9 protein-coding genes and 1 tRNA gene are annotated in these 12,426 nt (G+C 54.5%); 7 read left to right on the top strand and 3 right to left on the bottom strand.

All coding sequences use genetic code 11. The features are described from left to right. Window positions 1–53 precede the first annotated feature (53 nt). Window positions 54–770: an SIMPL domain-containing protein gene (locus ACEWZM_RS13935; RefSeq protein ID WP_414007006.1), complete on the top strand. Its 717-nt coding sequence runs from the start codon at window positions 54–56 to the stop codon at window positions 768–770. Between the two features lie 81 nt (window positions 771–851). On the opposite strand, the gene ACEWZM_RS13940 is transcribed toward ACEWZM_RS13935, so the two are convergent. Together ACEWZM_RS13940 and ACEWZM_RS13945 are read right to left on the bottom strand one after the other, a co-directional pair. Then, the gene (locus ACEWZM_RS13940) at window positions 852–2,144 is read right to left on the bottom strand and encodes an O-acetylhomoserine aminocarboxypropyltransferase/cysteine synthase family protein (protein ID WP_414007007.1); all 1,293 of its coding nucleotides are present in this window, start codon (window positions 2,142–2,144) and stop codon (window positions 852–854) included. Between the two features lie 200 nt (window positions 2,145–2,344). Continuing rightward, a complete protein-coding gene (locus ACEWZM_RS13945) occupies window positions 2,345–3,334 on the bottom strand; it encodes a hypothetical protein (RefSeq protein ID WP_414007008.1) in 990 nt (329 codons plus the stop codon). 455 nt (window positions 3,335–3,789) lie between these two features. Here ACEWZM_RS13945 and ACEWZM_RS13950 point away from each other — a divergent pair. From ACEWZM_RS13950 to argE, 6 genes are all read left to right on the top strand, one after another. Next, a tRNA-Thr gene (locus tag ACEWZM_RS13950) sits at window positions 3,790–3,865 on the top strand. A gap of 168 nt (window positions 3,866–4,033) precedes the next feature. Beyond that, a complete protein-coding gene (locus tag ACEWZM_RS13955) occupies window positions 4,034–5,974 on the top strand; it encodes an ATP-binding protein (RefSeq protein ID WP_414007009.1) in 1,941 nt (646 codons plus the stop codon). Between the two features lie 208 nt (window positions 5,975–6,182). After that, window positions 6,183–6,785, top strand: a complete 603-nt coding sequence (locus tag ACEWZM_RS13960; protein ID WP_414007010.1) for an acyl-homoserine-lactone synthase — start codon at window positions 6,183–6,185, stop codon at window positions 6,783–6,785. A 520-nt stretch (window positions 6,786–7,305) separates the two neighbouring features. Further along, window positions 7,306–8,679, top strand: coding sequence for an aspartate aminotransferase family protein (locus ACEWZM_RS13965; RefSeq protein WP_414007011.1), 1,374 nt, complete (start codon window positions 7,306–7,308; stop codon window positions 8,677–8,679). Window positions 8,680–8,701: 22 nt separating this feature from the next. Then, complete coding sequence (locus tag ACEWZM_RS13970; protein ID WP_414007012.1) at window positions 8,702–9,886, top strand: M24 family metallopeptidase; 1,185 nt, start codon at window positions 8,702–8,704, stop codon at window positions 9,884–9,886. A 4-nt stretch (window positions 9,887–9,890) separates the two neighbouring features. Continuing rightward, window positions 9,891–11,048 (top strand): acetylornithine deacetylase, encoded by a 1,158-nt coding sequence (gene argE / locus ACEWZM_RS13975; protein ID WP_414007013.1) that lies wholly within the window; start codon window positions 9,891–9,893, stop codon window positions 11,046–11,048. A gap of 12 nt (window positions 11,049–11,060) precedes the next feature. Here argE and ACEWZM_RS13980 read toward each other — a convergent pair whose 3' ends face one another. Then, window positions 11,061–12,410, bottom strand: a complete 1,350-nt coding sequence (locus ACEWZM_RS13980) for a GH1 family beta-glucosidase (protein WP_414007014.1) — start codon at window positions 12,408–12,410, stop codon at window positions 11,061–11,063. Window positions 12,411–12,426: the final 16 nt, after the last annotated feature.

Genomic DNA, 12,426 nt, shown 5'->3' on the forward strand with positions numbered 1-12,426 from the left:
TGCAAGCGGTCATTTGCCATCCCCATGTAACATCTCGGAAAAGGAGTAGTTTCATGAAAGCTAGACATATTGCAGCATCGGCGCTGGCCATTCTGATGGCCAGCAGCCTGGTTCATGCGGAAGAGGCACGCGTGGATCGCCAGATCTCCGTAACCGGCGAAGCACGTATCGCAGTTACTCCGACTCTGGCGACAATCACCCTAGGTGTTACCGAAGAATCCGATGAGGCGGCGCTTGCCATGTCGGCGGTATCAACCAAAATGGTGGCCGTGGTCGATCAGCTGAGATCTGCCGGCATCGCTGCCGAAGATATGCAAACCCAGCAGATTTCGCTCAATCCGGTGTGGTCGCAGGATCGAAACCATGAAAATGGCCGACGCAAGATAACCGGCTTCATCGCATCAAATACACTGTCTTTGCGCATCCGTGATCTCGATCGGCTTGGCGAAGTGTTGGACCAGGTTCTGACGGTGGGTGCCAATGATTTCAGAGGCTTGAGTTTTGGTGTGACTGACTCGGCAATGGTTCAGGATCAGATTAGAGGCGCTGCGGTAAAAGACGCGCTGCGCAAAGCCACTCAGCTGGCGGAAGCGGCTGGTGTTGAACTAGGGGCGGTACGGTCTATCCATGATCGCGATAGCGGTGGCGGCCAGCCGATGATGGCCATGGAGATGGCCCGCAGTGCACCGATGCCGATTGAGGCAGGCGAGCTGACCTTCGGGCACAGTGTCTCAGTCGTCTATGATATCAAAGCGCCTGATACCGAATAGTCTTGTGAAGACTAGATGTTTCAAAACGTATATAGGCCGGGGTTTCACCCGGCCTATATACGTTCCGCTGTCGCATTTCGCTCAGCTGGCGGCTTTGGCTAGAGCCTGATCCAGATCGGCGATCAGGTCATTGGCGTTTTCTATCCCAATGGACACGCGGACTACATTGGCGCCGGCACCCGCGGCCTCCTGCTGTTCTGGAGTCAGTTGGCGGTGGGTCGTAGAGGCCGAGTGAATGATCAGTGATCGCGCATCGCCGAGATTCGCGACGTGGCTGAATATCTCAAGCGAATTGACCAGCTTGACGCAGGCCTCATAGCCACCCTTGACGGCAAAGGTGAACAGCCCGCCTGTGCCCTTGGGGTAATGCTCTTCGGCACGCTTGTAGTAAGGGGAGGAGGGCAATCCGGCATAGGTCACATATTCTACGCGCGGGTCCTGCTCCAGCCATGACGCGACGGTCTTGGCGTTTTCACAGTGACGTTCCATACGTAGGCTGAGTGTCTCAACGCCCATTAGTGTATAGTGTGCCGCCTGTGGATTCATGGTCATGCCGAGGTCGCGCAGGCCAATCGCAATCCCGTGGAAAGTGAACGCCAGCCCGCCAAAGGTCTCGTGAAACTTCAAACCGTGGTAGGCTGGTTCTGGTTGGGAAAGCGATGGGAACTTGTCGTTTGCCGACCAGTCAAACGCGCCGGAATCCACAACCACACCACCAGTTACGGTGCCATTGCCGGTGAGGTATTTCGTGGTGGAATGCACGACCAACGTCGCACCATGAGCAATCGGATTGCAGAGGTATGGTGTCGCTGATGTATTATCGATGATCAGTGGTACTCCTGCGGCGTCGGCCACATCGGCGATTGAGCGGATATCGGTGACATAGCCGCCCGGATTAGCGACAGATTCGCCGAATACCGCACGTGTGTCGTCATCTATGGCCGCTGCGACCGCTGCAGGATCATCAAAATCCACAAACTTCGCTGACCAGCCAAAGCGTTTGATCGTCTGACTTAGCTGAGTGACGCTGCCACCGTAAAGACGGGTAGAGGCCACAACATTACGTCCGGGTTCCATCAATGGAAACAGGGCCATGATCTGGGCCGCATGACCGGAGGAGCAGCAGACCGCCCCTACGCCCCCTTCCAGCGTGGCGATACGCTCCTGCAATACGGCGACGGTGGGGTTGGTCAGGCGCGAGTAGATAAAACCTACCTCTTGCAGGTTGAACAGAGCAGCGGCGTGATCTGCATCGCGAAACACATAGGCTGTGGTCTGGTAGATCGGCGTCTGTCGCGCACCGGTGGCCGGATCGGGCTTTGCGCCCGCGTGAATTTGCAATGTGTCGAACCCGTAGCTTGGCGCTGCAGACATGATATGTGCTCCTCTGGATAGTCACCGAGATGGTCAAATTGTCGTCGCGCGCTACAACACTCTGCCACGGCCCGTAAGGCAAGGCGCAATTTGCCGTCGATCTAAAACCCGAGAAATAAGAGTCGGTCTCAGGGCTTTGTAGCGAGGGCCCTCAACAAACGACTGTTCGGAGTATGGCCGAGTTCGTTCAACTTACCTGTTCAGCGCATCCAGAAACCGGCCGATTTGATCCTATTGCGAATTGCTTGTTCTTTGCGGGGCAGGTTGTCGCGATCAAACATCGCCCGTACCTTCGCGCCACGTCCTTGGTAGATCATCCTCTTCATCGGCTCATATAGCTTCAGAACCTTTTTGATCTTGTTCGGGCGGGCCACAGTCTCCAGTGCTTCGACGACCTTATCGCTCTCACGGGCATAAAGCAGGGGGAAGTTGCGATAATGGCAGCTGATCACCCCATCAAGGTATCCTTCAGGCAGCACGTCACGGCCACCTCCAAGGCTATGTATGACAAGTGGAAGGGCGATTTGATCCAACCAGGGGTCCAGTGACTGCCCGATGATTGCCTTTGGCATGTCGTCACGAATCGACATCGCGTAGTCTAAAAAACGTCTGCCAAAGATCCGGGGACACTCTCCGTAGAAATAGCCCGCGTTGAAATACAGATATCGCCGCCAATGATTGTCCGGTTGGCCATGATCAAGGCTGCTTTCGAAATCCAGTCCGAACCGATCATATAGCGCGCACCAGATGCCCGTCATATCCGGCCCGTAAAGTGTGGGCTTTGGCCAAGTCCCTTCGCGACGCAGCGAGGCCGAAGGCTTGGAAAAGTCAAACGGGACCTGATCAATTGGGCCAGTGATCAGCGTGTCGGTATCAAAAAAGACGAAAGGCTCACCCTCGGGTAAGGCCCGCAGCGCTTCGATCTTGTTGCCATAGGGATAAACCTGCCCAAAGGCTTCTGATTGAAATGGCAAAATTTGTGCGCCCAGTGCTTCTAATGCGTCAAGGACCGGTTTGTTGCGAATGCTGGGGTCCTTCTCCCATTTTTTGCCGGGCCGAGGGGTCGCCACGAACAGCCTTCCGTTAAAATCGGGAGCGTGATGTCTTAGGGAGGCGGCAAACAAGACCGCCTCATATTGCAACCGCCCAGCTTGTCCGACGATCATGATGTTGAAACGAGGATCTGCCATTCAACGGCTTTCGGTTTTTGAACAGGTTTGGTGATTGCATATGGCGGAAGATACCGCACGCCATCGCAAGGTAGGCCATATCATGTTCTTATATTTCCATGGCGACTACCAGTATGTCTTTGGTTCGATGTAGCATTTCGTACCAGCTTTTCGTGCTTAGGCCTGAATGCAATCGGGAGATATGAAACAGCTATCGGACCCGACAGGCTGGGATCGCAAATGCCGACGCACCTCAGACGGCGATGTTTAGTAGCTTGGCATGCGTCCCTTCGCGCCTAGTCTCGGATGCGATGCAAGATACCTATCTTCGGGACGGGTGCGGCTATCCGATGATCGCCCCAAGCCGAAATCGCACCTATTTGATCGTGTGAAAAAGCGACCTGATGATCTTACTGCAAAAACCCGAATTTTTCGTCTTGCACCCTTATGCGAGAGGCGTTATTGCGCTCCCCAAGGCCCCTATAGCTCAGCTGGTAGAGCAACTGATTTGTAATCAGTAGGTCCGCGGTTCGAGTCCGTGTGGGGGCACCATTTATATAGAGATATCTAATAAATGGCCTGTGTTTTCCTGTGCAAACCTTCGAAATACATTGCAGACACAGAACTAGTATTATTCTTGGTTCATCATGCCACTTTATGAAGACGCGACCTAAGTGGCGGACGACATCTAGCTTTCGCTAGTCATCTCATTGAAATGGCATGTTGTCACCAGCTATGCAAAGGTTGATGATCAGGTCAGCTAAGGGATTTCATGATTTTGCATTAAGTCATCGGTCATTATTTAACGTCAATTTGACGGGGGAGACGAATCAGTTTGCCTTGATAGAGTCAGATCAGGCAGGTCGCCGATGCTCGAAGACCACAACCGTGAGGACGCTGACGAAACTCGGAAGGAGGATGCGTTTGTTTTCTTTATCGCCAGACCTCAAGAATTCCGTGGCGACCCAGAATGAATTGGTTCGGGCTGATCTGCCGTCGCGTTTTGCCTCCATCACGCTAGTATCTCTTCTGTCTCTTTATTTCCTGCCACTTCAGACTGTGGTGATTGTCTATGCAGCCTATGTACTGATCGAAGTCATCGGTCTGCGTGTTTATCATCGACTGGCGCGCGAAATTACTGTTGGTGCAACCCTATTGTTCGGGTTCTCTGCCTTTGTAGGCGTTTGGGTGTTTAACGCGTTATCTTTGTTGCTTTTCTTGCATCCGGAACCGTTCCCAAAATTGATGGGTGCTATGCTTCTCATAATAGCGCTCAACCATTCGGTGGTTGCCAGATCTGCCTGGATTCACTTTGGATTTATCACAGCGGTGCCGATCATCTGCACCGTAACCTATATGATTTACCGAACGCTTATTCGCTTTGCGAGCATGGGCGAGATGCTTATTGCTGCTGTCATCGTGCTACTAGGCGCGGTCTATATGTTGCATGCGATGTGGGTGCAGCACGTACTGACGGCACGTCTTCAGGATGCTTTGAAAGAGGCTAAAGCGGGTAGTCGGGCGAAGAGCCGCTTTCTGGCAGCAATGAGCCACGAAATTCGTACGCCTTTGAATGCGATCTGTGGAATGTCGGAGCTTATTGAAGAAGAAAACTCAGATTCTGGGGTGCTGAGAGAGCGCACACAGCTCCTGCGGAAGTCTGCGCAAGCACTCACAGGGATTTTGGATGATGTCCTGGACCATGCGAAGATCGAGTCCGGACAATTTGAGCTGAAACTAGCACCGGCGCTCCCCCGTGAGGAGATTTCTAGTGTCGTTGAAATGTATCGGTTGCGCGCGGTTGAAAAGGGATTGGATCTGAACACCAGAATATCTGACAATTTCCCTATTCATGCAGAATGTGATGCATTGCGTTTGCGCCAGATCATCGGAAATCTCGTCTCCAATGCGGTCAAATATACCGAAACGGGCCATGTTACTGTTGTCGCCGATAGCGAGAATATGGATGGGCGGACGATCCTGCGCTTGGAGGTTTCTGATACCGGGCGGGGCATGACTGCGCAGCAGACGGCGAAACTGTTTACTGATTTCTACCGGGTCAATGACAAGAACGCACCGAATGTGCCTGGGACTGGGTTGGGATTATCGATCGCTCGTAATCTTGCCCGTATCATGGGGGGGGACATTACTGTGCAGACCAGTCCGGACTGGGGCAGTTGCTTTACTTTCTCCTGGCCTGCCACAATCCTGAACGCGCCTGAAGTCGATGCGGTGCAGCTGCCAGAGAAGACTATCGAGCATCGCGACCTTGAAGGGCTGTCAATACTTCTTGTCGATGATACCGCCTCTAACCGGCTGGTTGTTCGTGCTTTCCTGAAGAACAGCAACGTTACAATCATGGATGCCGAGAACGGGTTCGAGGCTCTGACCTGCCTTGAGCAATACGCATTTGATGTGGTGCTACTGGACATGAAAATGCCGGTTATGGATGGCAGGGAGACGTTGGTAGAAATGGCGAAGCGGGGCGGTAAGGTTTCTGGCACGCCTGTGATTATGCTAACAGCTAATGCCGCCCCTGAGGAGCAGGACCTTTTCATTGAACTGGGGGCTGCGAGTTACCTGGCCAAGCCCGTTAAAAAATCAGTTTTGATTGCGGAAATTTGTAAGGTTACCGCGACTTCGATTGCTCGAACAGCCTGACGTCCGGCCCTGGCGCGGTAAAATCAATTCATGACGCAACTTGGCGCCGGATCACCGCAGCAAAGTTCGGCTACTGGCTGAGGGCAACGCGATCTGATCTTGACGAATTAATTCAAAATTTACGATTGCCGGATAAGTTGAGTTAAATTTATGAATAATTTCTGGCAATTCCGCTTCGAGGAGGCCAGACAGCTGACCGGACACTCCGATGCAGTCGACAGAGATCACATTCGACAACTTTGGAGAGACCGGAGCGCTCTTTACTGAATTGCTTCGCGCGCGCTATCGCCATTTTGTTAAGCTGCGTCGATGGAACCTGCCGAATGTGCGCGGGCTTGAATTTGATCAGTACGATACCCCGGAAAGTACGTATTGCACGGTTCATGAAGGTAAGACGGTTCTGGGTGGTTTTCGAATGACGCCAACAACCGCCCAATGCATGAATAACAGCTACATGTTGCGAGATGCACAATTGGGATTGCTGCCGGGTCTACCGTCCAATGTTCTCGACGCTTCGGCGCCACAGGATTCGACGATTTGGGAAGTCAGCAGGTTCTTTGTTGAGGATACGTTGAGCGCCCGCGAACGTATGCTTGTACGGGGTCATTTGGCGCAGGGCCTGTCACGGTTTGCGCAGGAATGGGATATTAGTGCATTCCTGTGCATTACATCTGTGACGGCAGCCTTGCTGATGCGTCGAGCTCGGTTGTCGATAACCTCAGCGGGCCCCCGGTTTGAAGCGGGTGGAGAGATCTGCCAAGCCTACCACCTTAAGGTCGACGCCAAGAGCATTCGCAGTGATGCAGCGTGAAAGTGCCGCGCGGGTTGGGCGTCCCTTAAGCATCGCCTTTAGCGAGATGATCAAGAGAATACCGTTCTCAGACAGCGCTGGGTTGAATGGTGTCAGGCCAACAATGCTCTGTACTGTGTTCATCGAAATATCTGGGCCACGGGCATAGCATCCGAAATAGCAAATACGATTGATACCTTCGGCTTAGTGATCGCAATGGTTTTTGGCCCTATTTAGACGACCTGGTATTTCGTCTGATCGATCCGCTTCATAGTCGCGTTGTTGATGATCAATGTGCGGTAATGCAGCATCCATGGATGCGTTACTGACAGTTCCTCCGGCTTGAAAGAAATAAGTTGCCATTGGTAGACCTGTCATGGTCCAACTATAGGTGACCCTGGCAATAAAGGCATTGCGCGCTGCTGTCTGGGTGAGCGGAGCCTTTTCTGCTCGAAATCAGACCGTATATCGGTTTGTTGCGTGCAATTGGCTCCCTTCATTTGACCACAGGCGGCGCGCCGCCAAAGCCAAGGAGTGAACCATGCTTCACAATGATCAACTGGATCAATGGGACAGAGACAGCTTTTTCCATCCCTCAACACATCTTGCAGACTTTGCCCGCGGAAACCTGCTGCAGCGCGTAGTGACTGGCGGTAGCGGCTGCCATATTGAGGATCGCGACGGCAACCGAATGCTGGACGCTTTTGCCGGGCTATATTGTGTAAATGTGGGCTACGGCCGCCCCGAGATTGCCGAGGCGATTGCCGATCAGGCCCGCGAGTTGGCCTACTATCATTCTTATGTGGGGCACGGAACCGAGGCGTCGATTACGCTGGCCAAGATGATCATGGATCGTGCGCCTGACCATATGTCGAAGGTCTATTTCGGCCTATCGGGCTCTGACGCTAACGAGACCAACATCAAATTAATCTGGTATTACAACAATATCCTTGGTCGCCCCGAGAAGAAAAAGATCATTTCGCGATGGCGGGGTTACCATGGGTCAGGCTTGATGACGGGATCTCTGACCGGGTTGGAACTATTCCATAACAAGTTCGATTTGCCACTGGCGCAGGTGGTGCATACGGAAGCTCCTTATTATTTCCGCCGTGAGGATCGCAACCAGAGCGAGGGTGATTTTGTCACCCATTGCGTGGCGGAGCTGGAAGCGCTGATCCACCGTGAAGGCGCAGACAGTATCGCGGCCTTCATTGGTGAGCCGGTTTTGGGTACCGGAGGGATTGTCCCGCCTCCAGCAGGGTACTGGCCGGCCATACAGGCTGTTTTGGAAAGGCACGACATTCTACTGGTCGCCGATGAGGTTGTGACTGGCTTTGGCCGTTTGGGCACCATGTTTGGTTCAGAGCACTACGGTATACGTCCGGATCTTATTACAATCGCAAAGGGGTTGACGTCAGCCTATGCGCCACTTTCCGGGTCCATCGTGTCGGATAAAATGTGGCAGGTGCTGGAGCGCGGCTCAGATGAGAACGGCCCGATCGGCCATGGCTGGACATATTCGGCGCATCCCATTGGTGCGGCAGCTGGCGTTGCAAATCTCACCCTGATTGATCGACTGGGTCTTATTGAAAACGCAGGTAATGTCGGCGCCTATCTTAACAATGAAATGCGCAGGGCGTTGGGGCATCATCCCAATGTGGGTGATCTGCGCGGTGAGGGGATGCTCTGTGCAGTGGAGTTTGTTGCGGATCGCGATGATCGCCGTTTCTTCGAAGCCAGTGATAAGATTGGGCCGCAGATCGCCGCCAAACTTTTTGAGCAGGACAGCGTGATTGCGCGGGCAATGCCGCAGGGAGACATCCTAGGATTCGCACCGCCGTTTTGTCTGACCCGAGAAGAGGCGGACCGCGTCGTGGCCGCAACCCACCGTGCGGTGACGGCGGTACTTGGCTGATGCGTAGAGAGGAAGCAGTGCGATGAGCAAACCCAGTACCCCATTTGAGCGATCAGAGTATCAGCAGCGGTTGGCAAAGACTCGCGCGGCCATGGCAGAAGCTGGTTTAGACGTGCTTTTTGTCACCGATCCGTCCAATCAGGCATGGCTCACGGGTTATGACGGCTGGTCCTTCTATGTGCATCAGGGGGTCATCGTCACCCTTGATCATGACCCGATCTGGTGGGGGCGTCACATGGATATGATGGGCGCTCGCCGCACCTGCTGGATGTCGCAGGATAACCTGCTTGGGTATTCAGATCATTATGTCCAATCGACGAAACACCACCCGATGCAGGAGCTGGCCGAGCAGCTTCGCACCCGTGGATTGGAACGCCTGCGTATTGGTGTCGAGATGGAGAATTACTACTATTCTGCCAAGGCCCATGTGGTATTGGCGGCGGCGTTACCAACGGCTGATCTTGTGGACGCAACAGGATTGGTGAACTGGCAGCGCTTGGTTAAATCCGACGCTGAACTCAGCTTCATACGCAAGGCTGCGAGAATCACCGATAAGGTGATCCAGACCGCAATTGACCACGCAGAACCTGGCATACGCAAAAATGATCTGGTGGCCGATATTCTCCATGCTGGCGTTACTGGTGTTGGGGAGGATTGGGGGGATTACCCGGCCATCGTACCACTTACACCATCCGGGCTTGATGCCACAGCCGCGCATCTGACCTGGGATGGAACCCCGATGCAGTCAGGCGAGGCGACGTTTTTTGAGCTGTCGGGCTGCTATCGCCGCTATCATGCACCTCTGTCCCGCACGGTATTTCTGGGCACCCCGACGGAGGATATGCGCCGGGTAGAGGTTGCTCAGATGGAGGGTATCACTGCGGGGATCGAGGCGGCTCGTGCTGGCAATCGTACCTGTGATATTGCGAATGCGTTCATGCGTGTAATGGCAAAACACGGGATCGAGCGTTCGGGCCGTATGGGCTATCCGGTTGGCTTGTCCTACCCCCCTGATTGGGGGGAGCGCACCGCGTCAATCCGCAGCGAAGATGACACTATACTGCAACCCGGTATGGTCTTTCACTTCATGCCGGCTTTGTGGATGGACAGCTGGGGATTGGAAACCACCGAAACCCTGCTTATCCGCGACACGGGTGCGGCGCAGCCGCTTTGTACGGTGGAGCGCAAATTGTTTGTAAAGGACTGAGCCGTTGATTGAGCAAACCACGCGCATTCTATCGGATCTCATCGCCTTTCCCACGGTTTCCGCCGACAGCAATCTGGAAATGATGGCCTATCTCGCCAACCGGCTGGAGGACTGTGGCGCTAAGGTCGATGTACTCGTTGATGGCAGCGGACAAAAAGCTAACCTCTTCGCGACCTTGGGTCCCGTACGGGATGGTGGCATTCTGCTGTCCGGTCATAGCGATGTCGTACCCGTAGCTGATCAGGATTGGCAGAGTGATCCCTTCACTCTGGTGGAGCGAGAGGGGCGGCTCTTTGGCCGTGGCACCTGCGATATGAAGGGGTTCATTGCGGCGACGCTGGCAATGGCTCCGCAGTTCGTGGATAGGGTGGGCAGACGGCCCGTCCATTTTGCTTTCACTTACGATGAAGAGGTGGGCTGTATTGGTGCGGGCCATCTCACACAAGCGCTGAGCGAACGAGGCATCAAACCGCGATTGGCGGTCATTGGCGAGCCGACCAGTATGCGCATCGTTGAAGGCCACAAAGGTTGTCACGAATACAGCACGCGCTTTCACGGGCTTGAGGGGCACGGATCGGATCCAGGGCAAGGTGTCAATGCAGTTGAATATGCTGTGCGCTATGTCAGCCGACTATTGGATTTACGCCGTGACCTTCAGGATCGTACGCCATCGGACAGTCGGTTCGATCCGCCTTGGACCACATTGAACGTTGGTGCGCTCAATGGCGGTAGCGTCCACAACGTCATCGCGTCAAAGGCGCAGGTCGACTGGGAAATGCGCCCGGTTGCCAAATCCGACGCCGATTACGTTAAGGACGCTATGGCGCGGTATTGCGCTGATGTTTTACTGCCCTCGATGCGGGCGGTCTATCCAGACGCCAATATTGATACTGAAGTGGTCGGAGAGGTTGCCGGTTTGATCCCCACCACACAGAATGAAGCGCGCGAGCTCCTCTCTGAGCTGCTTAGTAGCAACACCCCAGAGTTGGTGCCATTTGGCACGGAGGCGGGCCTGTTTCAGGCGCTGGGCATGGATGTTGTTGTCTGCGGGCCGGGATCCATCGCGCAGGCGCATAAGGCAAATGAATACCTGGCTGTTGATCAGCTGTCACAATGTTTGGCACTGTTGGGACGTCTGAGCAGTCGGTTAGCTGACCACTAGCAGGCCGGGGCATTAGTCTAGCGGCGCAGTTTTCAATGCTGATTTCAGTGCATGGTAGGAGGCTTTGGGCGTGCGTTTCAGCGTGTCAAAATCCACATGCACCAGACCAAACCGCTTTTCATAACCAAGCGCCCATTCATAGTTGTCCAATAGTGACCACAGGAAATAGCCATGGACTGGCGCCCCATCCGCAATGGCGCGACGTACCGCATCCAGATGGTCGTCGACGAAGGCGATCCGCGCGTCGTCCGTAACTGCGCCTGCCATGAGTGCATCAGCATTGGCCATACCATTTTCCGTCACGATCAAGGGCGTGTTGCCGGTATACTCCCGCGCGGTTCGGGTCAAAAAGTCATAAAGGCCCTGCGGATAGACTTCCCAACCCATCTGGGTCTTGGGTAGAGGTCCGTCGATCTCTTGCATGTTTGGCCATGCATTTGCATCCGGGTTGCTCTCTGCATCAATGAGTTTACGCGTGTAGTAGTTCAAACCACACCAGTCGACTGGAGCGGTAATGGTATCGAAATCATCCTGCCAGCCCGTTGGAAGATGTGGTTCCAGCCCCTCAAGCGCCAGATCCGGGTAACAACCCCGAAATGCCCCGCCGAGAAAGAAGCCATTGTAGATCGCATCATAGCGGTCAGCGGCAAGGCGAACCTCCGCGCTGTTATTGGCAGGCGTGGCCCATTCCAGATTGAATACCGCGCCAAGATTGGTCATGCCCAAACCGCGCATCGTCTCAATGGCAGTGCCGTGAGCCAGCATCACGTGATGCATTGCGCGTGCGGTGGCGCGAATATCACGCAATCCGGGGGCATGATGGCCCAGGAAATGCGACAGCCAGGCGACGCACCAGGGTTCATTGATCGGGGCTGCTGAATACATTCTGTCGCCAATGCGGCCCATAATGACTTCGGTGAATTCGCCAAACCAATTGGCGATATCTGCGTTGCGCCAGCCGCCCATGTCCGCCAGTGCCTGTGGTAGCTCCCAATGGTAGAGCGTTACGCAGGGCTTCAGACCACGCTCAAGCATGGCATCGGTCAGCCGGTCGTAAAAATCGAGCCCCTCGGGGTTGGGTGCGCCGCGTCCTTCCGGCAGAACCCGCGCCCAGCTGGTGGAAAACCGATAGCAATCAAACCCGGCAGCCTCTGCCAGGTCGAGATCTTCTTCATAGCGGTGGTAGTGATCGCAGGCGCGCAGACCGTGTTCAGCGCGCGTCACATTCCCTGGTGTAGCGGCAAAGCTGTCCCAATGGGTCGGCCCTGCGCCGCCGAACCCATGTCCCTCGATCTGATAGGCGGAGGTGGCGGTACCGAATAGAAACCCTTTTGGGAAATCGCTGCGAGTATTGCGGAGCATGACGGCTCTCCTGTGC

Origin of the sequence: Phaeobacter cretensis (assembly GCF_047372505.1) — a bacterium.
Lineage (GTDB): Bacteria > Pseudomonadota > Alphaproteobacteria > Rhodobacterales > Rhodobacteraceae > Phaeobacter > Phaeobacter cretensis.